This is a genomic window from Dokdonia sp. PRO95 (genome assembly GCF_000355805.1).
GTDB lineage: Bacteria > Bacteroidota > Bacteroidia > Flavobacteriales > Flavobacteriaceae > Dokdonia.
Map to the genome: position 1 here is coordinate 1,210,813 of NZ_CM001837.1, position 24,679 is coordinate 1,235,491.

Genomic DNA, 24,679 nt, shown 5'->3' on the forward strand with positions numbered 1-24,679 from the left:
TATACAAAACGTTACTAAACCTTAAATTTTTAACATAAAAGCTATAGTTGAGCTTTTTAAGGCTAATTTTGTGACAGAAATAAAATAGATGAATAAGAAGAAGAGAAGGAGAGGACCGGGAAAAATATCAAACCTCTCAGAAAGAATCGTAAGAATATTAAAAGACGATCACCAAAAGACCTACAATTACAAACAAATAGCGGCAAAACTTGATGTAGACGATCCATCGAGCCGTAATCAAATTATCAAAAACTTACAGCAACTTAAGGCCAAAGAACAAATCGTAGAAGAGGGACGTGGCCAGTTTAAGATTGCAGCAAATAAAAATTACCACACTGGGATACTCGATGTTTCTGGTAAAGGTGGTGGTTATGTGATGGTAGATGATCTCGAACAAGATATCTATGTACCACCACATCACTTAAACAAAGCACTTAATGGTGACGAGGTTGAGGTTTACATATATCGCCAGCGACGCAGCAAGAAGCACGAAGGTGAGATTACTAAAATCATAAAGCGCAAGACAGAAGAATTTGTTGGTGTTGTAAAACTTCAAAAAAAGTTTGCCTTTGTACTTACCTCTGAGTCTAACAAGATGTATACAGACATCTTTGTACCACTTAAAAAAATAGGTGATGCACAAGATGGTGATAAAGTAGTAGTTACCATAGAAGACTGGCCAGAAAAAGCAGACTCTCCTTATGGTAAAATCACAAAAGTACTAGGTAAACCAGGTGAGCATAACACAGAGATACATTCTATCCTTGCTCAGTATGGTCTTCCATATGAATTTCCAGTAGAGGTAGAAGAGTATGCAAATAAGATAGATACCTCTATTAAAGCTGAGGAAATTGCAAAACGTCGCGACATGCGTGATGTACTCACTTATACCATAGATCCTAAAGATGCAAAAGATTTTGATGATGCATTAAGTTTTCAAAAACTTGAGAATGGTAATTATGAAATAGGAATTCACATTGCAGATGTAAGTCATTATCTCGTACCAGGAACAATACTAGATGATGAAGCTTATGAGCGTGCAACATCTGTATATCTAGTAGATAGGGTAGTACCTATGTTACCAGAAATATTAAGTAATGGTGCTTGTTCCTTAAGACCTCATGAAGAGAAGTATACCTTCTCTGCAGTGTTTGAAATGAAAGCAGACTCTGGAAAAATAGTAGATTCTTGGTATGGACGTACTGTAACTTATAGTGATGCCCGATTTGCATATGAAGAAGCGCAAGCAATTATAGAAAGCAGATCAAACCTCATCCCAGTCGAAGTTTCTCTTACTGGAGAAGCTTATAAAGTATCTGATGAGCTTGTAGAAGCAACATTAGAAATGGATAGAATTGCTAAGATTATGCGTCGCCAGCGTATGAAGGATGGAGCTATTTCTTTTGATAAAGTAGAAGTAAAATTCAAGCTTGACGATGAGATGAATCCAGAAGGCGTTTATTTTAAAACCTCTAAGGATGCAAATAAACTCATAGAAGAATTTATGTTGCTGGCAAATAGAAAAGTGTCTGAGTTCATTGGTAAACAAACACCTAAAAAGACATTTGTATACAGAATACACGATGAGCCTAATGATGAAAAACTAGCGTCTCTTGAAAAAGTGATAGGGAAGTTTGGTTATAAATTAGACTTAAAAGATCGCAAGACTACCACCTCTTCTTTAAACCAACTTCTTACAGATGTACAAGGGAAGAAGGAGCAAAATATGGTAGATACACTAGCTATACGCACCATGAGTAAAGCAGTATATTCTACAGAAAATATAGGTCATTACGGTCTTGCTTTTGATTATTATAGTCACTTTACATCTCCTATACGTCGTTATCCTGATGTAATGGTACACCGTTTACTACAACATTATCTAGATGGTGGTAAATCAGTAAGTGAAGAAGAGTATGAGCAAAAATGTAAGCACTCTTCACAAATGGAGCAGCTAGCTACAAGTTCAGAACGAGACAGCATCAAGTATATGCAAGTTAAGTTTATGCAAGATCATCAAGATGAAGAGTTTGTAGGTGTTATTTCTGGAGTTACAGAGTGGGGAATCTATGTAGAGATTATCTCAAACAAGTGTGAAGGAATGGTGCGCTTAAGAGACATTAAAGGTGATCACTATGAATTTGATCAAGATAGCTACTCTGTAATAGGGCAGAAGTCTGGTAACCAGATTACCCTAGGTGATGAAGTTATTGTAAAAGTAAAAGAAGCAGATCTAGTGAAGAAGCATCTAGATTTTACACTTGTGGGTGTAAAGGAAGGGTTGCATCAGTAGGTAACTTATTACTTATATTAAAGTTTAAACCATCACACTATCATAAGTGTGATGGTTTTTTTTATGCTATTAATTATTCTTAAAAGTTTAGTAAATTATTAAGAAAAAGCGCACTAATTTTGTCATTCTGTAGAAGAATTAAAAATCACTCTTCTTACCCATGATACATGTCAACACCTATAGAAAATATCGAGCTTAAATATCTTACGCTCAACGATTACGAAGAACTTAAAAGTGCAATGATACAGGCGTATTCTAATATGCCAGACATGTACTGGAATGAGAAGCAAATCACTGCACTTATTAATAAGTTTCCAGAAGGTCAAGTTGTTATTAAAATTGATGGAAAACTTGCAGGTTGTGCGCTCTCTATAAAACTCAATGAGTCTACTTTTGACAGTGTTCATACCTACGAAGAAATTACAGGTAATTATACGTTCAACACACATAAGCCAGATGGAGATATTCTATACGGTATAGACGTGTTTATTAAAACAGAATATAGAGGTTTACGTCTAGGAAGAAGATTATACGATTACCGTAAAGAGCTTTGTGAGGAGCAAAATTTAAAAGGAATCCTCTTTGGTGGGCGTATTCCTAACTACCACAAACACGCAGATTCTGTAACTCCTAAGGAATATATTGAGAAGGTGAAACGCAAGGAAATTCATGATCCGGTATTAAACTTCCAGATTAATAATGATTTTCACCCTGCTAAGATTTTAAAAGGATACCTACCTGGTGATGAAGACTCAGGTGAGTTTGCCGTACTTCTAGAGTGGAATAACATCTACTATGAGAAAAAATCTGTTGTAGCAGCTACGCAGAAAAAGGTAGTAAGACTTGGCTTGATACAATGGCAAATGCGTTTGTATAAAGATCTTGAAGAACTCATGCAGCAAGCAGAGTACTTTGTAGATGCAGTTTCTGGTTATCGATCAGATTTTGCACTCTTTCCAGAGTTTTTTAACGCTCCGCTTATGGCAGAAAATAACCATTTACCAGTTTCAGAAGCTATACGTGAGCTTGCAAAACATACAGAGGAGATTAAAAATCGTTTTTCACAGTTAGCAATATCTTATAACATCAATATCATTACAGGTAGTATGCCAGAAGTGGTAGATGATTTACTATACAACGTAGGCTATTTATGCCGTAGAGATGGAAGTACAGAGCGTTATGAAAAACTTCATGTAACTCCAGATGAGGCAAAAGTATGGGGAATGCAAGGAGGTAATAAATTACACTCTTTTGATACAGACTGTGGTAAGATAGGAATCCTTATTTGCTATGATTCTGAGTTTCCAGAACTAAGCAGGATTCTTGCAGATGATGGTATGGATATTCTTTTTGTTCCTTTCCTTACAGACACTCAAAACGGATATTCTCGTGTGCGTAACTGCGCACAAGCAAGAGCTATTGAAAATGAATGTTACGTTGCCATTGCAGGTAGTGTGGGTAACTTACCTAAGGTGCATAACATGGATATCCAGTATGCACAGTCTATGGTATTTACTCCTTGTGACTTTTCATTTCCAGCAAACGGGATTAAGGCAGAGGCTACACCTAACACAGAGATGATTCTTATTGCAGATTGTGATATAGACTTACTACGTAACCTCAACCAGTTTGGAGCAGTGAAGAACCTAAGAGATCGTCGTAAAGATTTATTTGAATTGAGAAGAAGATAGTTTTTTAAATACGCTTTCGCGAAAGCGTAACACATCTCACAAAGAGCTGTTTCATAAATAATTTGATATTAAAACAAAGGCCTGTCATACTTGTAACAAAGAAATAACTGTAGCTTTTAGAGCAAGGTTAAATCACGCCAAAGAGTGGGTTTTTATATGTGAAACATGTTGCAATAAACATCGTTATGAAGAAGGTTACACCTATGGTGGAACATGGAAAGGGAAGAGGCATTAACATGTAAACTGTAACAATCTAGTAATAGCTAGGTCTCTATATCAAACAAAAACAATGAATATGAAATTTATATATACCATAGTAGCGCTAGTAATTACAGCAACAGCATTTGCTCAAAATCCAGTTACAAAAGACGTAGGAGATTTTACAGAAGTAAAAGTGTATGATCGCATTGTAGTAAATCTTGTAAAGTCTACCGAAAATAAAGTTATTATTACGGGAGAAGATGTAAGCCAAGTTAATGTGGTAAACAAAGACGGAACGTTAAAGATTAAAATGGATCTTGATCTTATTTTTGACGGAAACAAAACTTTTGTACATGTGCATTACAACAACCTGCAAGTAATAGATGGAAATGAAGGAGCTGTTATTACCTCAAATGAGCTTATAGAGCAAGACAAAATTGAAATCAAAATGCAAGAAGGAGCTCGCGTTAAAGTAGGTTTACAAGTACGAGAAGCTCTTTTAAGGGCAGTTACAGGTGGTGTAATAGAAGCAAGCGGTCAAGCAAGCCTGCAGAAGGTAAAAGTAAACACAGGAGGCATTTATGAAGGTAGAGATCTTGAGACAGAAACAGCAGAGATATTTGTACAAGCAGGAGGAGAGGTAGAAGCTTATGCTAGTAAACTAGCAGATCTAACAATAAGAGCTGGTGGAGATATTGTGATTTATGGTAACCCAGCAGAGGTAAAGCGTCGTCGTACTTTTGGAGGACGTATCAAAATAATGTAAGTAATTAAGACTGTAGTGCAATCAATCAAAATGATTTGAAATACACTTTAATCTTTAAATGATTAGATATATACAAAGGATGTTTACATACGTAGGCATCCTTTTCTTTTTACTGTATGCTTTTGTCTAACTTTGTGTAAAGCACTTTCTATATGTTTCAAGATTTACACACGGCTATACCTCTAGGATTTTTCTTAGCGTTCTTAATAGGCCCTGTATTTTTTGTGTTATTAGAAACGGCAGCTACCAAAGGTTTTAGAGCTGCACTTACCTTTGACATAGGTGTTATTATTGCAGATATTGTTTTTATAGTAGTTGCATATTTAAGTAGTTATCAATTACTAGAAAATTTAAGTAATCAGCCGGGTCTTTATGTTTTTGGAGGAGCGATTTTAATCGTATACGGACTTACTATTTACCTCAAAAAACCAACAAGAGATGCACTTGACCCTAATAGGGCAAAAGTGAAGAAAGGTGGTTACTTACAGCTTTTTATAAAAGGATTTTTACTCAATTTTATAAATATAGGTGTACTTGTTTTCTGGCTAGGTATCTTAATAATTGTAGGTCCTACGGTAGAGAATGATGGTGAACGCCTATTGGGTTTCTTTATTGGGATGATAGGTGCTTATCTTATTACAGACATAGGTAAAATAGTGCTTGCAAAACAACTCAAGCGCTACCTTACACCACGTAGAATTTTTAAAGTAAAGAAATCATTAGGTCTTATTCTTATCTTTTGTGGTCTTGTACTAGTAACAAAAGGTTTTGTTCCTTCAGATGAGTTTAATATCCAGCAAGAGATGGAGCGTTTTCAAGAGATTCCAGAAGTCAAACCAGACACTATCCATTAATTTATTAGGGTTTAAGACAAAAAAAAAGGAACTCCGTGAGAAGTTCCTTTTGAGGTATCGAGCGGATTCGAACCGCTGTAGATGGTGTTGCAGACCACTGCCTAGCCACTCGGCCACGATACCAGTTTGTGGGTGCAAATATATGAATAGTCCCGACAAATATCGAAATGAGATATTCTTTTTTTATTTTAAAAATATCCTTTTTGTTAAGTGATTGTTTTACCCACAATTGTAAGTGGTTAATATGGTTTTATCGCACTCGCGTGCGCTCTACGGTAACCATCTCAACATCTCCACCTATAGGAGGATTTACTTTTGATACTGCAACTGTAGCTAGCTGTATAAGAGCCTCTTCCTTAAAAAATCTACTTAAAATACGCTCGCATACTACTTCTAGTAATGCAGATGGAATTGCCATTTCTTCTTTTACAATACGATTAAGTAATACGTAGTCTACTGTGTCTGCAAGTTTATCTGTTTGCGCACTTTTTGATAAATCTGCTTCAATCTCAACATCTACTCTGTAGTCTGATCCTATGGCAGTTTCCTCAGAAAGACAACCGTGGTAGGCGTATGCACGTATATTTGTTACTCTTATTTTTCCCATAATATGGTGTTGTTTATAAGTGTTCAAAGTTACAACTCAAAACATGATGTTGCATTTTTAAATCCCAAGGTTAAACCTTTGGTTTATCCCCCAAACAAATCAAAAATATTGCTAAGTGCTCCAGTTTTTGCCTTGTAAAACTCGGTGTAAGAACAATTGCGGCAAGTGACTGTGCTGTACTTTTCTGTTTGCATATTGAGCAATTTTGTTAGAAAACTACCAGTAGCGCGCATTTCACCTATTTTGTAAGTATGGTTTTGGCATTTTACGCAAGTATAATTAAGTGGTTTCATAATGTATTGTTGTTGTAATAGATGAGTGTCTATTTTTTTAAAATGTTACACAATGCCTGTTTAAACCTTATAAGTCAGTTATAAACAACAGCTTTTGATACTATGCTTGGTAAGAGAGTTACCTAGCACAATGATTTGTATGAATGCTTTTGTATAATGATTTCAAGTTTTCGCGCAAGCAATAAAACATCAGTTAAAACACTTATTAAATCCAACTACAAATTGATTAATTTTACCCCTACAATCATACATCATGACAGAGGATAATAAATCATTGAATTTTCTAGAACAAATCGTTGAAGAAGACCTTAAAGGTGGCTATAGTAAGGAGGATTTGCGTTTTCGCTTTCCACCAGAACCTAATGGATATTTACACATAGGTCACTGTAAGGCAATCTGTATAAGTTTTGGACTAGGGGAGAAGTACGGGGCACCGGTAAACTTACGTTTTGACGATACTAATCCTGCAAAGGAAGAGCAAGAATATGTAGATGCTATCAAGGAAGATGTTTCTTGGTTAGGGTATCAATGGGATAAGGAATGTTTTTCTAGTGATTATTTCCAGCAGTTATATGATTGGACTGTCCAGCTTATTAAAGATGGAAAAGCTTATGTAGATTCTCAATCTAGTGAGGCCATGGCAGAGCAGAAGGGAACACCTACACAACCTGGTGTGCCTGGTCCTTATCGTGATCGTACGGTAGAAGAAAACTTAGACCTTTTTGCTAGAATGAAAGCGGGTGAGTTTAAGGAAGGAGAGCATATTTTACGTGCAAAAATTGATATGGCGCATGTAAACATGTTAATGCGTGATCCCATTATTTATCGTGTGTTGCACAAAGATCACCACCGTACAGGCAGTGACTGGTGTATCTACCCTATGTATGACTGGACACATGGAGAGAGTGATTATATAGAGCAAATAAGCCATAGTTTATGTTCGCTTGAGTTTAAGCCTCACAGAGAACTTTATGATTGGTTTTTAGACCAAGTATACTCTGGTGAGGATTTACGTCCCAAGCAGCGCGAGTTTGCACGTCTCAACCTTAACTACACGATTATGAGTAAACGTAAGTTACTCAGACTGGTAGAAGAAGGAGTGGTATCTGGATGGGATGACCCACGTATGCCTACTATATCTGGACTGAGACGTCGTGGTTATACAGCTGCAGCAATACGTAATTTTATAGATGCAGTAGGAGTTGCAAAGCGTGAGAATGTGATTGATGTTGCATTATTAGAATTCCATATTCGTCAGGATTTAAATAACATTGCTCCAAGAGTAATGGCAGTATTAGATCCAGTAAAACTGGTGATTACTAACTATCCAGAAGGGCAAGAGGAGTGGCTAGATGCAGAGAATAATCCAGAGGATGAGGCTGCAGGAGAGCGCAAAGTTCCTTTTAGCCGAGAGTTGTACATAGAGCGTGAAGATTTTAAAGAAAATGCTGGAAACAAGTATTTCCGCCTTACTACAGATAAAGAAGTACGTTTAAAGAACTCATACATCATTAAAGGTGGTGAGGTTATCAAAGATGAGAACGGAGTTATCACAGAGATACATTGTACCTATGACCCAGAAAGTAGATCTGGAAGCGGTACAGAAGCTTCTAAGCGCAATGTAAAAGGAACACTACACTGGGTTTCTATTGCTCATGCTATTAAAGCTGAGGTACGTTTATTTGATAGACTATTTAGTGATGAAAATCCTGATGGTCATGAGGATAAAGACTTTATGGAATTTATAAATCCTAACAGTCTTACTACTATTACTGGATATCTTGAGCCTAGCCTTAAAGATGTTGAGGTAGGTGATATATTCCAGTTCCAGCGTAAAGGATATTTTAATGTAGATAAGGAATCTACGGCAGAGCATCTTATTTTTAATAGAACAGTAGGTTTACGTGATTCATGGGCAAAAGTGAAGCCTAAGCAAAAACAAGCTAATGGTCAAGGTCAATCAAAACCACAGCAGCAGCAAAAGGCTTCAGCTCTTAGTACTATCAACAAACTAGGTAAGAAACTTGCAAATCTTCCAGAAGACAAGCGTGTTGCAACTATTACAGATATACAGAAGCTAGCAGCGAGTTTAACAGAAGATGAGGTAAAAGGATTCTTTAATACTTCGGCAAAGAAGGTGGGTACTCGTATTGCGGGTATTGAGAGTTTGTACGCTTTCGCGAAAGCGCAAAATAAAAACATTAAAGACATTGAAGGAGCCGAAGCATTTGTTGAAAAGGCAAAAGATGATAGCAACGAAATATTAAAAGAAGCAGCGTCTAAATTTTAATATCTAGGTTCTATATTTTAACAATTATTGGCATAAACGTCTCATTTAAGGGTCATAAGAGACTTGTTTTAACAAACATTGTGAGTTGGTTAAAGAGATATTAACCGGTTATTAACGGAGTAAAGAAACATATCAAAATATCTTTACACTCAACCAATTATTAATATAAAATAGAATCATATGAGTAAGTCAAGTAATACATTGTTAGCGTTAGTTTTAGGTGGTGCAATAGGTGCAGCAGCAGGAATATTATATGCTCCAGATAAAGGAACTAAAACAAGAAAGGATCTTTCTAAAAAAGCTAAGAAGGAGCAAGAAAAGCTTGTGAAGCAACTTAAGGAAACTAGAGAGTCACTTTCAGATAATGCGCAAAAGGCAAAGCTAACTTTTGAAGAAAAGTTAAATGATAGTATTTCAACTGCAAGTCATAAAGCAGATGATGTAATCTCAACATTAGAATCAAAACTAGCTGAGTTACGTGTACAAAATGCAAAACTTCAAAAAGATGCAGTGGTAGATAAAAATGCAGCCAAAGTGGAGAAAGCATTATCATAAGCCAAAAGAAACCAATCAGATATGGCTTTTGAAAAGTTAACAAATAACTTAAAAGGACTCACAGATAACGGGCAGGAATATGCCAAAGTCACTGCAGAATACTACAAACTAAGCTTGTTCAAAAATGGAATGAGAGGATTAGTAAGTAGTGCAAACTTAGCTTTAAGAGCCACTTTTGGTCTTATAGCACTGATGTTCTTTTCTATAGGCCTTTCAATTGTGATAGGGGAGTCTCTAGATAGCTTGAGTGCAGGATTCTTTATTGTAGGAGGAATTTACTTAGTTATATTCTTTCTAGTGTTTCTTTTTGCTGGAAAGCCTTTAGAAACTATGTTACTTAAGAAATATAGTAAGCTTGCCTTTAGCGAAGATTCACTTCCAGATGTTTCACCAGTTGCTCCTGTAGCTTCTAAAAATATAAACATTGATGAGAGAGTATAGTAGTTTTGAACAAATAGAGCACGATCTTAAAATTCTCAAACTTAAAAGACAAATAAGCGAGGAAGAAGTAAGGCTTAATGTAAACGGTGCAAAGAGCGGTATGAGCTCTGGATTTTCTCCAGTATCCTCATTAGGAACTGTCTTAGGATCTTTAATTCAAAAAGCAGTAGTTACAAAGTTATTAGGTACAATCTTTGGCTATAAGCGTGTTAAGGAAGTCAATAAGAAAGGTGACTACAAAGTGTAAAGACTTATTTTATAAATAAATAAAAACCCCAATAACAATTTGTTCTTGGGGTTTTCTTATGAGGTCAATGATTATTATTAATCTTCTTGAGCGTCTCTATTTTTCTTATTAATGATACCTTTTGCTTCGTTATCCTTTTTCATTTGCTCTCCTATTTGATTAGAAGCTACAAAGGAGGTGATCATATCATTAAGCATATTACTTCCAGCTTGTGGAGAGTTAGGCATTAAAATTAAGTTAGAATTAGTTTGTTCACCCATAGATTGTAAAGTGTCATAATGTTGTGTTACAACTATAAGCGCAGATGCTTCTTGAGAATTGATCCCCACATTATTTAATACATCTACAGACTCTTCAAGACCACGAGCAATCTCTCTACGCTGGTCTGCAATACCTTGTCCTTGTAAACGCTTAGATTCTGCCTCTGCACGAGCTTTTGCTACTATCTTGATACGATCTGCTTCTGCTTCAAACTCTGCAGCCACTTTCTCGCGTTCTGCTGCATTAATTCTGTTCATTGCTGCCTTTACCTGTAAATCTGGATCAATGTCTGTTACAAGTGTTTTAATGATGTCAAAACCGTAGTTAGACATTGCTTCGTTAAGCTCACGCTTTACTGCAATGGCAATATCATCCTTACGCTCAAAAACATCATCTAGTTTCATTTTAGGTACCTCTGCACGTACTACGTCAAAAACGTATGATGTAATTTGATCTCCAGGGTTTTCTAGTTTGTAAAAAGCATCATATACTTGATCTTTTACTACTTGAAACTGTACAGAGATTTTAAGTCTGACAAAAACGTCATCTTTTGTTTTTGTTTCTACTACAACATCTAGTTGTTGAATTTTTAGGTTGATACGTCCCGCAATTTTATCAAAAACAGGGATTTTAAATTGAAGTCCTGAGTTACGCACTCCTATAAATCTTCCAAAACGCTCCACAACGGCAGCGGTTTGCTGTTTAACCATAAATATCCCTGAGAGGATAATAAGTATGGCTAGTACTACTAATACTGGTAAAAGAATCTGTCCCATAATGGATATTTTAAAAATTATTGATGGTGATTATTGTAATCTTAAAGATAAGTAGCCATAATCGATTAAATGTAACACATAAACTAAAAGTTTCTTGATTGCCTTAAAGTTATTATACCTTACAACAATAATTAAGCATAATCCTCTTTACATAATCCCCTATGAAATATCTATCACTTCTCGTTTTACTAATTGTTACATCTACAGCTATGCATGCTCAATCTTACAGAGGTAGTGGTAACTACAATCGGATAGGACTTCAAGGTAAAGTAGCATTGATAGATTTAGACACAAAGAATTTTGATGTACAAGGAGAAACCGGTTTCCTAGCAGGTTTTACTACTAGAGGAAATGTGTATAATAATTGGGGTATGGTTTACGGAATTGATTTTTTAAGCACTGCGGTTACAGTTCAAACAACTTCCTTAGATCAACTAACTAGTGAGGATACTCAATATAATATTATAGGTGCTCAACTTAATCTATTACTCAGTTATAATTTAATAGCAAACCATCTAGCAGTAGATATTGGACCTGCACTACTTATCAACAGTAAGATGAAGCTAGATAATTCTAGTCAAAGCACAAATATAGTAAGTGGTTATACTACTCTTACTGCAAGTGACATACAAGAAATATCTCGAGTAAATGGTTTTGGCGTCATAGGACTCACAGGAGGTTTTGAACACGTAAGGCTTAGTCTACAATATCAATATGGATTTACAAACATCCTGAATAATCTTAACGATCAAAACCTTGTAATTGATAACAATGCGAGAGATTTTAAAGGCAATGCATCAATAATCGCTGCTGGAGTTGTCTTTTATTTATAAACTATCGGTAAAAAATTAAGGCTACAAATCAATGATTTGTAGCCTTAATTAATAATGTGATGTATAACAATTACCCTAGTGTGGTAATTGCATAGTCTATACGTCGCAATGTTTCTTCTTTACCAACGGTGGTAGCAATATCAAAAACATCAGGTCCTTGCATAGCGCCCACAAGTGATAATCTAAAAGGTTGCATTACTTTTCCAAAACCTAATTCCTTTGCTACAATCCACTCTTTAAGAGCTGTTTGAGCCTCTATTGTTGTAAAGTTTGATACACCAGATAAGATAATTTTCACCTCTTGCATGATGGCTGCGGTATCTTCTTTCCAAGCTTTTTTAGAAGCTTTGGCATCAAATTCTGTTGGTGCAGTAAAGAAGTAACTTCCTAGTGTCCATAAATCTTCTACAAAGATGGCGCGTTCTTTAATTAAATCAACTACGTGTGTTGTATACTCCTCTGTCGTAGTTACATTCTTATCCTTTAAGAATGTCATAAATTGATCTGCTATAAGTGCTACAGGAGATTCTTGCATATACTGCTGCTGGAACCACTTAGTTTTTTCTGGATCAAATTTTGCTCCAGCTTTATTAACACGTTTTAAATCAAAAGCTGCTACAAGCTCTTCTAGACTAAAAATTTCTTGCTCTGTTCCAGGATTCCATCCTAAAAAGGCAAGCATGTTTACCATGGCTTCTGCAAAGTAACCATCTTCTCGATATCCAGATGAGATTTCTTTTGATTTTGGATCTTCCCATTGTAGCGGAAATACTGGAAATCCTAGTTTATCACCATCACGCTTACTTAATTTTCCTTTTCCTACAGGTTTATGAATAAGTGGTAAGTGAGCAAATACTGGTGCATCCCATCCAAAGGCTCTATATAATAACACGTGTAACGCTAGAGATGGTAACCACTCTTCACCACGTATCACATGAGTAATTTCCATTAAATGGTCATCTACTATGTTTGCTAGGTGATAGGTAGGCATCCCGTCAGATTTAAATAACACCTTATCATCTAGAATGTTAGTATCAATCTCCATAGCACCACGTATTTCATCACGTAGTTGCAACATTTCGTCTTGTGGAGACTTAAAACGGATTACATAGTTTTCACCAGCAGCAATACGTTTCTCTGTTTCTTCTTGTGATAGAACGAGAGAGTTATCTAGTTTAAGGCGATTGTGCCAGTTATAGATAAAGGTCTTGCCGTTTGCCTCGTGATCTTTTCTGTGTGCATCAAGGCTTTCGGCAGTATCAAATGCATAGTAAGCATTATTGGTGTCTACTAACGCTTTCGCGAAAGCGTGATACTTATCCTTACGTTCACTTTGTCTATAAGGTCCAAAACCACCGTCTTTTGTAGGTCCCTCGTCATACGAAATCCCGCACCAGTCTAGACTTTCACGTATATAATCTTCTGCACCAGGTACATAGCGATTTTGATCTGTATCTTCTATACGGAGGATAAAAGTACCTCCATGTTTTTTGGCAAATAAATAATTAAAAAGCGCCGTACGCACACCACCGATGTGCAATGGCCCAGTAGGTGAAGGTGCAAATCGCACCCGAACGTTTTGAGACATAGTCTTAGATTTTGTGCAAAGATACTTTTAAGCCTTTAAAAAGGCTTAACGATTACCGTTTAAAGTTTTTTATGAAGTTCACAGTGATATCTTTGTAAATGTTGACATCCTCTTAAAACATAATAAAATAGTACTTTAGAGGTTGCTATAAAGAGAATTAGGATAGATGACGAACAGATTTGAAAAAATAGAGAGGAAGCTAGAGGGATTTATTAGAAAATATTACACTAATGAATTGCTGCGCGGTGCGATATTATTTTTTGCACTAGGGTTGATTTATTTTTTAATCACACTGCTCATTGAGTACTTTTTCTGGCTTAGTCCTGCGGGAAGAACGGTTCTCTTCTGGGCATTTATAGCGGTAGAAATTGCCTTACTCATCAAGTTTATAGCAATACCACTAGCCAGATTATTTAAATTGTCAAAAGGTATCAACTATAAGGATGCTGCTAGTTTGATAGGAAATTATTTTCCAGAAGTAAGCGACAAGCTTATAAACACCTTACAATTACATAGTGAAGTTACAGACTCAGAGCTAATGCTCGCAAGTATAGAGCAGAAGAGTGAAGAGCTTGAGCCTATCCCTTTTAGACTAGCTATAGATTTTACAAAAAATAAGAAGTACCTCAAATATGCTGCAATACCTGTAGTTATATTTCTCATTGCAAACTATGCAGGGAAGGAAAAGGTTTTCTCAACAAGCTATGAACGTGTTGTAAATTACAACGAGGCGTATGAGCCACCAGCACCGTTTAGTTTTTATGTAGTCAATGAGAATTTACAGGCGATAGAAAATAAAGATTTTGAATTGCGCGTGCGCACACTGGGAGATATAATTCCTGAGGAGGCCTCTGTGAGATTTAATGATGAGGTGTATTTTTTACAGCAAATTGCTCCGGGAGAGTATAGCTATATATTTGAACAGCCTACAGAAAATATCACCTTTAACCTTAAGGGTAATAAAGTCGTATCCCAGCCTTATACCATTGAGGTACTCAAGGTTCCTGTACTTATGGATTTTGATATGGAGCTCAACTATCCTGCACATACTCGCAAAGGAAAAGAGACTGTAAAAAATACTGGGAATGCAATCATCCCAGAAGGAACTACCGTTACTTGGAATATAAGTACGAGGCAGACGGAAGGTGTAGATCTTGTGCTTAAGGATACTATTATTCCTTTCGCTTTAAGCGAAAATGTGACAACCTCAAAAGTTTTTAAAGCAGTAAAACGTATCTATAATAACACGAGTTATGAAGTAAGTACAAGTAATAGCCAACTGAAAAACTATGAAAATCTAGCTTATAATTTACAAGTCATAAAAGATCAGTATCCTCAAATATCCTTAGAAGCAAAAAAAGATACTGTAAACGAGCAGCAGAATTATTTCTACGGAAAAGTGAGCGACGATTACGGGCTTAAAAAATTACAAATTGTTTATTATCCTGCAGAGAGTGATAATAAACAGTATGAGGAAATCAGTATTTCAAAGGGTAATGTAGATCAGTTTATTTATGCATTCCCTAATAATCTTGATTTACAAGAAGGAGTAAATTATGAGTATTATTTTGAGGTTTTTGATAACGATGCCATCCATCGCTTCAAGAGTACGAAGAGCACGATTTATAGTTTTGTGAAACTCACCGATGATGAGCTTAAAAATAAACAGCTTGAACAACAACAAAAATCTATAGGTAATCTTGACAAGTCCTTACAGAAGATGAAGGATAGTGAGAAAGAATTACAAGAAATCTCACGCACTCAGAAAGAGAAAAAGCAACTGAGTTTTAACGATCAAAAGAAACTTGATAGTTTTCTGAAACGCCAGAAACAGCAAGAGGAAATGATGAAAGATTTTTCTAAACAATTAAAGGTGAATCTTGATGAGTTTCAAAAGGAAGAAGAGCTTACAGATGAGGATAAGGAAAGACTCAAGGAACGTCTAGAACGTCAAGAAAAGAAAGCAAAGGAAAATGAAAAGCTTCTAAAAGAATTACAAGAGCTACGAGAGAAAATGCCAAAAGAAGAACTCTCTGAAAAGCTTGAGGAACTTGAAAAACAGAATAAAAATAATAAGCGCAACCTAGAGCAAATGGTTGAGCTTACAAAGCGCTATTATGTTCAGAAAAAGACTGAGCAAATTGCTCGTGACTTAGAAGAACTTGCAAAAAAACAAGAAGACTTAAGTAAGAAGGAGGGCAAAGACAATACTAAGGAAAAGCAAGATGAACTCAATGAAGAGTTCAAAAAACTTGAGGAAGCATTAAAAGATCTTGAGAAAGAAAATCAAGAACTTAAAAAACCTATGGAGCTTCCTGGTGACGAAAAGAAACAAGAAGAAATTAAAGAAGAGCAGGAGGGAGCTAGCGAAGAATTAGAAAAACAAGAAGATCAAGAACAACAAGACGGAACACCCCAGGATAAATCTAGTGCTCAAGCGAAACAGAAAAAGGCTGCAGAAAAGATGAAGCAAATGAGTAAGTCTATGCAGTCCCAAATGCAAATGGGTGGTGAAGAAAGTCTTGAAGAAGATGCAGAGATGTTACGCCAGATATTAGATAATCTTCTTGTTTTTAGTTTTGAAGAAGAGACTATAATGATGGAATTTCGTAAGATGGATGGGAAGAATCCTAATTACGCACGTAAATTAAGAAGGCAAAATGTACTCAAACAAAATTTCAAACACATAGATGATAGTTTATATGCATTGTCACTGCGTCAGCCTAAATTGGATGAAGTTATTAATGAGACTTTAGTAGATATTGATTACAGCATGGATCAAGCCTTATCAAGACTTGCCGAAAATCAAATCATGCAAGGAGTAAGTAGCCAGCAATATGTGATCACTGGAACTAATAAACTAGCAGACTTCCTTAGTCAGACGCTGGATAATATGCAAAATGCAATGATGTCTGGTAGCGGCTCCGGTAAAGGAAAAGGTATGGGCATGGGTTCTGGCAGTGGTGGCGGAGGACAACTCCCCGATATTATACAGAGTCAAGAAGAACTCAATAAGAAAATGGGTGAGGGTAAGAAACCCGGGGAAGGAAAAGAAGGTGAAGGCAAGGAAGGAGAATCTGGTGAAGGTTCTGATGGAAAAGAAGGAGAAGGAAAAGGAGGCGGTGATCAACCTGGGTCTGAAGGCGAGGAAGGAAAAGATGGTGAAGGTGGTCAAGGTGGAGGAAAAGGCTCGAGTAATAGTGATTTAAAAGGTGATGGAAATGGCGAGAATGGGGATGGAGAAAATGGAGAAGGACAAAGTGACGAGTATGAGCAGGGACTTCTTTATGAAATATATAAAGAGCAGTCTAAGTTAAGACAACAACTAGAAGATGCTATTCAAAGGGAAGGTCTTGGGGACAATGCAGAGAAGCTTGTTAAAGATATGAAGGATGTCGAGCAGCAATTATTAGACAAGGGTTTTAATAATGAAACCTTACAACGTATGACTAATCTTAAGCACGAACTACTTAAACTTAAAGAAGCAACGCTACAACAAGGAGAGGAGAATAAGCGTGAAGCAAATACCAACTTAAAGGAGTTTTCAAATCCTGTAAACAGTGCTCTTGAGAAAGCAAAAAAGTATTTTAATACAACAGAAATATTAAACAGAAATGCACTTCCGCTTAAGGAAGAATACAAGCGTAAAGTGCAGGATTACTTCCAGAAAAACAATGATTGAATTTAATAGTACAAATGATTTTGAATTATCAAATCCTGGAGAGTTACTTCAGTGGTTAACATCCGTTATAGAAGCCGAGCAAAAACAAATGGGTGAGATCAATTACATTTTTTGTGATGATGCTTACTTGCATAAACTCAATGTTGAATATTTGAATCATGATACCCTTACAGATGTAATTAGTTTTGATTATACAAGTGGAGATGTGATTAGTGGAGATGTTTATATTTCTGTAGAGCGTGTCGAGGATAACGCTGCAGATTTTAAAACTTCATTTAAAGACGAATTAAGCCGTGTTATGGTTCACGGACTACTGCACTATTGCGGTTATAAAGATAAGAGTGAGGATGAGGCTAAGGAGATGAGAGCTAAGGAAAACTTATATTTATCAGTTAGATAAGTAGTAAATTTCTTACAACTCTCGAGTTCAAGGTTTAACATCTGTCCCAGTGGGAAGTTGTGTTAGAGAGAACTAAAGGCTGTATCTTTGCACGCCTTTAAAAGAATGTATATAATGCTTTCGCGAAAGCGTAACTTCTCTTAGAGATATTAATATTTTAATGTTCCACGTGAAACAATGAGTCTATTTCAAGATACATACGATGTTATAGTAGTAGGTGCTGGCCATGCAGGTTGTGAAGCTGCCGCTGCCGCTGCAAATATGGGAAGTTCTACACTTCTTATAACTATGAACCTACAAACCATTGCCCAAATGAGTTGTAATCCTGCTATGGGAGGAATTGCAAAAGGGCAAATAGTAAGAGAGATTGACGCGCTAGGAGGATACAGTGGTATCGTGTCTGATAAGACAGCGATACAATTCAAGATGCTCAACAAATCTAAAGGTCCTGCCATGTGGTCTCCACGTGTGCAATCTGATAGAATGAGATTTGCAGAGGAGTGGAGAATGAAGCTTGAGCAAACTAAGAATCTTGATTTTTATCAAGAGATGGTTAGCGGTCTTATCGTAGAAAATGATAAAGTAGTTGGTGTAAAAACCTCACTTGGAATCGAAGTACGAGGAAGATCTGTAGTGCTAACTAATGGTACTTTTTTAAATGGATTAATCCACATAGGAGATAAACAATTTGGTGGAGGTAGAGCAGGTGAAAGAGCAGCCACCGGAATTACAGAACAGCTAGTTGGATTTGGATTTGAATCTGGTAGAATGAAAACAGGAACACCTCCACGAGTGGATGGTAGATCGTTAGATTTCTCTAAGATGATTATTCAACCAGGTGATGAAGTTCCAGAGAAGTTTAGTTATAGTAAAGAAACAAGTCCGCTTACAAATCAGCGTCCTTGTCATATGAGTTATACTTCGCTTGAAGTTCATGATATATTGAGAGAAGGTTTTGATCGTTCACCTATGTTTAATGGTCGAATTAAATCTCTTGGGCCAAGATATTGTCCATCTATCGAAGACAAGATTAACCGCTTTGCAGATAAGGATAGGCATCAATTATTTATTGAGCCAGAGGGTTGGAATACTTGCGAGATCTATGTAAATGGATTCTCAACATCACTTCCAGAAGATGTCCAGTTTAAGGCTTTAAAGTCTGTAGCAGGTTTTGAAAATGTAAAATTCTTCCGTCCAGGTTATGCCATCGAGTATGATTATTTTCCGCCTACACAGTTAAAGCATACTTTAGAAACTAAGCTTGTGAGCGGACTGTATTTTGCGGGACAAATTAATGGAACCACTGGATATGAAGAGGCAGCTTCTCAAGGATTAATGGCAGGTATGAATGCACACCTTAAAGTGCATGAGAAAGATCCTTTCATGCTCAAAAGAGATGAAGCATATATAGGGGTTCTTATTGATGATTTAATTACAAAAGGTACAGAAGAGCCGTACAGGATGTTTACATCTCGTGCAGAGTATAGAACACTGTTGCGTCAAGATAATGCAGATGAGCGTCTCACACCTATGTCAAATGCTGTAGGTTTAGCCTCTGAGGAACGTCTCATTACCATGGAAAAGAAACAGGCAGAATCTAATGATCTCGTAAAGTTCTTTGAAGAGACAAGTATTCTCCCTGAAGAGGTAAATGATATACTAGAGGAAAGAGGATCTTCTCCTATGAGACAATCTGATAAAATGTTTAAAGTATTTTCTAGACCTCAAATCACGCTTGATGATATGAAAGGCTTTGAGAAAGTAGCTGCCTATATTGAGGAGAAAGATCTTGATCGTGATGTATTAGAACAAGCAGAAATTAAAGTTAAGTATGCAGGTTACATTGCAAAGGAAAAAGCAAATGCAGACAAGCTACAGCGATTAGAAAATATTAAAATCCCAGAAGGTTTTGATTATGCAAAACTGAAGTCGTTGTCTTTTGAGGCTAGGGAAAAATTATCTAAAATTAGGCCAACTACAATTTCTCAAGCATCAAGAGTGAGCGGAGTTTCTCCTTCAGACATAAGTGTAATGTTAGTTTATATGGGGCGATAGTTTTTAAATAGTATACGTTCCACGTGAAACAAAGTTGATGAAAGAAGATTTTAAAGTAAGAGATCATTCGGTAAGTGGAGAAGAATTTACACTAAAGTATGATAAGAAGTACCACATGTATTTTACAAATCCTAAGCCGGATATTTCTAAGCTTCCTTCATATTATGAAAGTGAAGATTATATATCTCACACAGATGGAAAACGATCTTTATTTGAAATCGCATATCAAACTATAAAAGGTATCACGCTTTCGCGAAAGCAAAAACTCTTAAAAAAGTTTCATCCTGACCAAGGTTCTGTTTTAGACATAGGAGCTGGAACTGGAGATTTTTTAGAATTTCTATCTAAAAAAAAATGGAACGTAAAAGGAGTAGAGCCAAATGATAAAGCTAAAAAGCTTGCTCAACATAAAGGACTCGATATTTATAACACTATTGATGAAGTAGGAGGGGAGTTATACGATGTGATAACGATGTGGCATGTGCTAGAACATGTTTACGATTTACAAGAGCAAATAGCATGGTTGAAAAAGCAACTAGCAAAAAATGGAACTTTATTTATTGCCGTTCCGAATTTCGAATCTTTTGATGCTAGTTATTATAAATCATATTGGGCAGCTTTTGATGTGCCAAGACACTTATACCATTTTTCAGAAACTTCTATAAAAAGACTTTTTGCAGAACAAGATTTACAATTAGTAAAAACACTGCCTATGAAATTTGATTCCTATTATGTGAGTCTTCTTTCAGAAAAGTATAAAAGTGGTAAAATGAATTTCTTCACTGCATTTGTGAGTGGATTCAAGTCAAATCGTAAAGCAAAGCAGTCTGGAGGTTATTCATCTCATATTTATGTCCTTAAACACGCTTAAATTGCAAATAAGCGCTTTTAAGGGCTTATGAGCACGAATGCTTTAAATATATATAGCTAAATGCCGAAACCGCTTAAAAACAGTGTTTATAGGCTTCGTTTTTAATAAGGTTTTATTATTAATTCATTTTTTGACGATTAGTTTTTCTTATGACGGCTTGTTTCGACAATTTTTCATTTTTTATTTAATCTGGAATTGACAATTTAGTTTTCAATGTTTCTGTTCAAAATGTAATTTGATATGAAATGTTCCACGTGGAATATTTTCAATTAACAATGTCATTTTTATATCACACAATTACTATCGGCTGTAATATGTGTATCAATCTTCCAGATTATTTCATTTCTGTTTTCAATGTTAATGCTTTCAGTATATCGTATTGATTAATTACGAATTAATTCTCTTTTTGAAATTGTAGCCTTCTCAATAAATTCTCTAAGTGTAGGTTTCAAAAGATTCAAGTTTTAGTGAATAATCGATAAGGTTAAGTCTTTTTACATTTATTTGAGAATCAAAATGGAAATAGAATTAATTTTAATTCAGTTTTAATGGATTCTACCTATTTTCGCATCAAATAATCAAAACAATAAAATGAAAAAAATAGGAATGCTACTTGTTACCGCTATGATGGCTGTAGCTTGTCAAACAGAAAAAACTGGTTTTGTAGATACTGAAGAGCTACTTACAGAATATGCAGAGCTTAAAAGCGCAAAAGATCGCTTTACAAAGCAAAATGATGAAATCATGGGCGAGCTAGAGGTAAAAATCAAAGCTTATCAAATCAAAGAAGACTTGTTTAGAAAAAACGGGCCATCTATGTCTCGTAAAAAGCAAGAAGCAACTTATAACGAACTAGGAGCAGAGGCACAACAATTACAACAAGAACGCCAGGCAAGAATAGGTCAACTACAAGTAGAAAGCCAGAAAGTAATAGACTCACTTATTACAAAAGTGAAGGACAAGGTAAAGGATTACGGAAAGACAAATGGTTACTCTTATATCTATGGATCTAACGATGCTGGAAGTGTTCTTTATGGTAAAGATGAGTTAAATCTTACAGAAGCAATTCTTACAGAAATGAATGGAGAATATGCTCCAAAAGAAGACTAAATTCTAGTCTTCAAAATAGCTTAAAAAGCGATGAGAAATCATCGCTTTTTTTATGCCTAATACTCATTGATTATCTCGTCCCGAAATGACTAGAGAGCGCCGTAAAATCTCCGTACTTTTTATCAAGATAATCAAGCTTATTTAAATAAGATTTCACCAACCAAATGGTACTGCTTAACGGGATAGAAACCGTGCCGGTAGATTATAGAGCCTCTAAGTGTTGTCGTTTAGTAAAAGATCTGAGATCATCTAGTATATTGATAGCGTATACTATTGATTGTTTATCTAAAAATATATTTAGTCGAGGCTAAATATAGATGTAACTATTTGATATGATCAGCTCTTACGATGTAAAAATCGAGTTAATTTAATTGAGAGATCTGTTAAGATTATTTTTGCATTTCCATTACGTTCTATATGATATGAAGCGTCTTGTATGGCCTCTACAATAGGAAATATATTATTATTGTGAACAAACGGAGCAAATTTTGAGAGATCAAAACCGGTCTCTGGTTCCATAAAAACAAGATCATTTGCCTTGTAATTTTTAAGCAAAGCTTGACGAAAAAATTGCACGCAATAAGCCAGGAAATTCTTTTGAGTTTCACGACCAGATTTTGCTATGATTTCGCTCCACTCCATAAGTCCTAAAACGGCTTCTTTTTTACCCTTTGCTTGGAAGGCTGTTCGTACCCATGTAACAAACCATTTTTCAAACTGAATATCGTCTCCATCATGATGCAATAAATGCATTGCTTGCTGGTAATCTCCTTGTGCTTGATGAGCAATTTTATGAGCTTCGGCATCTGGAGTATTATGATGATTAATTAAAGCATCGGCAATTTGTGGTTCGCTTAATCTTGGGAAATGTAATACTTGGCATCTTGACTTTATCGTTTCTATAATGCTATCCTCATTTTCAGATATGAGAATAAATAAAGTTTTTGCTGGTGGCTCCTCTAGTAGTTTGAGAAGTTTATTTGATCCAGCAGTATTCATTTTATCGACTGCCCATATAATCATTACTTTATAACCTCCTTCATAAGATTTTAGGGCGAGTGCTTTATTGATTTCGGCAGCTTCATCTACTCCTATTTGCCCTTGCTTCTTTTCAATACCTAGATGCTGGTGCCATTCAAAAAGATCTCCATATGGATTTTCTGTAATAAATGATCGCCACTCTTTCATAAAATTATTAGAGACAGGATGGCTTTTTACTTCAGGAGTAGTGGCTACAGGAAAAGCAAAGTGCAAATCTGGATGTGATAAGTGTTCAAACTTTAAATTACAAGCTTGAGATCCTCCCTCATTTTCGCCTTGAGCGTTATTACATAAAATATATTGTGCATAAGCAATCGCCATGGGTAAAACCCCTGTACCAGATAAACCTATAAAAAGTTGAGCATGAGCAATACGCCCTGCATCAACACTTGTTGTGAGATGATTTTTGATAAAATCTTGCCCGATAACGTTTGAGAACAGCATAGCTCCAAATATAAAGGAATCACTGCATTTTTTATCCTCTGTATCTATTATATTTGTTAGCAAAACCAATGAAAATGATTACAGTAGACGACTTTAATTTTGAGAATAAGAAAGCTTTAATCCGCGTAGATTTTAATGTTCCCCTTGATGAAGATGGTAATGTTACTGATACTACAAGAATTGAGGCCGCAAAACCTACTATTTTAAAGATATTAGAAGACGGAGGATCTGCTATCCTTATGTCTCATTTAGGTCGCCCTAAAAACAAAGAAGAGGAGTTTTCTCTTTCTCAGATTTGTAGAACTGTTTCTGAAGTCATTGGTGTAGAAGTAAACTTTGTGGAGGATTGTGTAGGTACAAAAGCTATAGAGGCAGCATCTAACCTTGAAATGGGAAAGATATTATTACTAGAAAACCTTCGTTACCATAGCGAAGAAACAGCTGGTGATGTTGAATTTGCAAAGCAGCTAAGTGGGCTAGGAGATATTTATGTAAATGATGCCTTTGGTACTGCACACCGCGCTCATGCATCTACTACGATCATAGCTCAGTTTTTTCCAGATGCAAAATGTTATGGTTATTTACTAGCTAAAGAAATTGAGAGTCTTGATCGCGTGCTTAATAACAGCGAGAAGCCTGTACTAGCTATTCTTGGTGGTTCTAAGGTATCTTCAAAAATTACGGTTATTGAGAATATTCTTGATAAAGTAGATGAGATGATTATAGGTGGAGGTATGGCTTTTACCTTTATTAAGGCACAAGGAGGTACCATAGGAGATTCTATTTGTGAAGATGATAAAATGGAGCTCGCACTTGATATTCTTAAACAAGCCAAAGAAAAAGGAGTACAGATTCACATACCAGTAGATGTTATTGCAGCAGATGATTTCTCAAACGATGCAAACACAAAGGTGTCTGATATCATGAGTATCGAAGATGGATGGCAAGGCCTTGACGCTGGACCAAAATCTCGCGAACTCTTTGATGAAGTAGCAAGGCGTGCAAAAACTATTTTATGGAATGGACCATTAGGAGTTTTTGAGATGGAAACATTTGCCGGAGGAACTATCGCACTAGGTCATAGTATTGCTGCAGCTACAAAGGATGGCGCGTTCTCACTAGTAGGAGGTGGAGATAGTGTTGCTGCTGTAAAACAATTTGGTTTTGATACAAAAGTAAGCTACGTCTCTACTGGAGGCGGTGCAATGCTTGAGATGCTGGAAGGTAAAACTCTACCAGGTATAGCTGCTATACAAGAATAATTAACAATACATCAATAGATAAGACCACCTCTTGAGGTGGTCTTATTTTTTTATACTTAACAGAAGTTGTGCTGGCTAGAAGTTATATCCCCTATCTTTAAAACCATACGATTTTCCC

The 24,679-nt window shown here is 36.0% G+C and carries 20 protein-coding genes and 1 tRNA gene; 15 read left to right on the forward strand and 6 right to left on the reverse strand.

Features of this window, described 5'->3' with window-relative positions; all coding sequences use genetic code 11:
• The first annotated feature begins 88 nt into the window (after nucleotides 1-88).
• From rnr to D017_RS05245, 4 genes are all read left to right on the forward strand, one after another.
• Nucleotides 89-2,293 (forward strand): ribonuclease R, encoded by a 2,205-nt coding sequence (gene rnr, locus D017_RS05230; RefSeq protein ID WP_035335072.1) that lies wholly within the window; start codon nucleotides 89-91, stop codon nucleotides 2,291-2,293.
• Between the two features lie 167 nt (nucleotides 2,294-2,460).
• Nucleotides 2,461-3,984 carry a bifunctional GNAT family N-acetyltransferase/carbon-nitrogen hydrolase family protein gene (locus D017_RS05235; RefSeq protein WP_035335074.1) on the forward strand — a complete coding sequence of 508 codons (1,524 nt, stop codon included), beginning with the start codon at nucleotides 2,461-2,463 and terminating at the stop codon, nucleotides 3,982-3,984.
• Between the two features lie 295 nt (nucleotides 3,985-4,279).
• On the forward strand, nucleotides 4,280-4,951 hold the full coding sequence (locus D017_RS05240) for a head GIN domain-containing protein (protein ID WP_035335075.1): 672 nt from the start codon (nucleotides 4,280-4,282) through the stop codon (nucleotides 4,949-4,951).
• Between the two features lie 152 nt (nucleotides 4,952-5,103).
• On the forward strand, nucleotides 5,104-5,805 hold the full coding sequence (locus D017_RS05245; RefSeq protein WP_035335076.1) for a LysE family transporter: 702 nt from the start codon (nucleotides 5,104-5,106) through the stop codon (nucleotides 5,803-5,805).
• Nucleotides 5,806-5,857: 52 nt separating this feature from the next.
• Here D017_RS05245 and D017_RS05250 read toward each other — a convergent pair.
• The 3 genes from D017_RS05250 to D017_RS05260 all read right to left on the reverse strand — a co-directional run bounded on the left by D017_RS05250 (nucleotide 5,858) and on the right by D017_RS05260 (nucleotide 6,705).
• Nucleotides 5,858-5,928, reverse strand: a tRNA-Cys gene (locus D017_RS05250).
• A gap of 127 nt (nucleotides 5,929-6,055) precedes the next feature.
• Nucleotides 6,056-6,412, reverse strand: coding sequence for a dihydroneopterin aldolase (gene folB, locus D017_RS05255; RefSeq protein WP_035335078.1), 357 nt, complete (start codon nucleotides 6,410-6,412; stop codon nucleotides 6,056-6,058).
• Nucleotides 6,413-6,495: 83 nt separating this feature from the next.
• Nucleotides 6,496-6,705 (reverse strand): zinc ribbon domain-containing protein, encoded by a 210-nt coding sequence (locus tag D017_RS05260; protein ID WP_035335079.1) that lies wholly within the window; start codon nucleotides 6,703-6,705, stop codon nucleotides 6,496-6,498.
• A gap of 253 nt (nucleotides 6,706-6,958) precedes the next feature.
• On the opposite strand from D017_RS05260, the gene D017_RS05265 reads away from it, so the two are divergent.
• The 4 genes from D017_RS05265 (at nucleotide 6,959) to D017_RS05280 (ending at nucleotide 10,238) form a co-directional block, all read left to right on the forward strand.
• Entirely contained in the window at nucleotides 6,959-8,995 is a 2,037-nt protein-coding gene (locus tag D017_RS05265) for a glutamine--tRNA ligase/YqeY domain fusion protein (RefSeq protein ID WP_035335082.1), read from the forward strand.
• Between the two features lie 180 nt (nucleotides 8,996-9,175).
• A complete protein-coding gene (locus D017_RS05270; RefSeq protein WP_035335083.1) occupies nucleotides 9,176-9,550 on the forward strand; it encodes a YtxH domain-containing protein in 375 nt (124 codons plus the stop codon).
• 21 nt (nucleotides 9,551-9,571) lie between these two features.
• Nucleotides 9,572-9,991 (forward strand): hypothetical protein, encoded by a 420-nt coding sequence (locus tag D017_RS05275; RefSeq protein WP_051583811.1) that lies wholly within the window; start codon nucleotides 9,572-9,574, stop codon nucleotides 9,989-9,991.
• Complete coding sequence (locus D017_RS05280; protein WP_035335084.1) at nucleotides 9,978-10,238, forward strand: DUF6327 family protein; 261 nt, start codon at nucleotides 9,978-9,980, stop codon at nucleotides 10,236-10,238. The genes D017_RS05275 and D017_RS05280 overlap by 14 nt, the downstream gene beginning before the upstream one ends.
• 77 nt (nucleotides 10,239-10,315) lie before the next feature.
• Here D017_RS05280 and D017_RS05285 read toward each other — a convergent pair whose 3' ends face one another.
• The gene (locus D017_RS05285) at nucleotides 10,316-11,275 is read right to left on the reverse strand and encodes an SPFH domain-containing protein (protein ID WP_035335086.1); all 960 of its coding nucleotides are present in this window, start codon (nucleotides 11,273-11,275) and stop codon (nucleotides 10,316-10,318) included.
• 161 nt (nucleotides 11,276-11,436) lie between these two features.
• On the opposite strand from D017_RS05285, the gene D017_RS05290 reads away from it, so the two are divergent.
• Nucleotides 11,437-12,108, forward strand: a complete 672-nt coding sequence (locus D017_RS05290; RefSeq protein ID WP_035335087.1) for an outer membrane beta-barrel protein — start codon at nucleotides 11,437-11,439, stop codon at nucleotides 12,106-12,108.
• A 70-nt stretch (nucleotides 12,109-12,178) separates the two neighbouring features.
• Here the strand turns inward: D017_RS05290 and gltX are convergent, their stop codons facing one another.
• Entirely contained in the window at nucleotides 12,179-13,696 is a 1,518-nt protein-coding gene (gene gltX / locus D017_RS05295) for a glutamate--tRNA ligase (RefSeq protein ID WP_035335089.1), read from the reverse strand.
• A 166-nt stretch (nucleotides 13,697-13,862) separates the two neighbouring features.
• On the opposite strand from gltX, the gene D017_RS15345 reads away from it, so the two are divergent.
• The 5 genes from D017_RS15345 (at nucleotide 13,863) to D017_RS05320 (ending at nucleotide 21,814) form a co-directional block, all read left to right on the forward strand.
• Nucleotides 13,863-17,378, forward strand: a complete 3,516-nt coding sequence (locus D017_RS15345) for a DUF4175 family protein (protein WP_035335090.1) — start codon at nucleotides 13,863-13,865, stop codon at nucleotides 17,376-17,378.
• Nucleotides 17,371-17,778: an rRNA maturation RNase YbeY gene (ybeY, locus tag D017_RS05305; protein WP_035335091.1), complete on the forward strand. Its 408-nt coding sequence runs from the start codon at nucleotides 17,371-17,373 to the stop codon at nucleotides 17,776-17,778. The genes D017_RS15345 and ybeY overlap by 8 nt, the downstream gene beginning before the upstream one ends.
• Before the next feature lie 177 nt (nucleotides 17,779-17,955).
• On the forward strand, nucleotides 17,956-19,833 hold the full coding sequence (mnmG, locus tag D017_RS05310; protein WP_035335092.1) for a tRNA uridine-5-carboxymethylaminomethyl(34) synthesis enzyme MnmG: 1,878 nt from the start codon (nucleotides 17,956-17,958) through the stop codon (nucleotides 19,831-19,833).
• 37 nt (nucleotides 19,834-19,870) lie between these two features.
• A complete protein-coding gene (locus tag D017_RS05315) occupies nucleotides 19,871-20,704 on the forward strand; it encodes a class I SAM-dependent methyltransferase (protein ID WP_035335094.1) in 834 nt (277 codons plus the stop codon).
• Between the two features lie 591 nt (nucleotides 20,705-21,295).
• Nucleotides 21,296-21,814, forward strand: coding sequence for an OmpH family outer membrane protein (locus D017_RS05320; protein WP_035335095.1), 519 nt, complete (start codon nucleotides 21,296-21,298; stop codon nucleotides 21,812-21,814).
• A 336-nt stretch (nucleotides 21,815-22,150) separates the two neighbouring features.
• Here the strand turns inward: D017_RS05320 and D017_RS05325 are convergent, their stop codons facing one another.
• Nucleotides 22,151-23,299: a DNA polymerase III subunit delta' gene (locus tag D017_RS05325; RefSeq protein ID WP_035338020.1), complete on the reverse strand. Its 1,149-nt coding sequence runs from the start codon at nucleotides 23,297-23,299 to the stop codon at nucleotides 22,151-22,153.
• A 74-nt stretch (nucleotides 23,300-23,373) separates the two neighbouring features.
• Between D017_RS05325 and D017_RS05330 the strand changes: the two genes are divergently transcribed.
• Nucleotides 23,374-24,561: a phosphoglycerate kinase gene (locus D017_RS05330; protein WP_035338022.1), complete on the forward strand. Its 1,188-nt coding sequence runs from the start codon at nucleotides 23,374-23,376 to the stop codon at nucleotides 24,559-24,561.
• Nucleotides 24,562-24,679 lie beyond the last annotated feature (118 nt).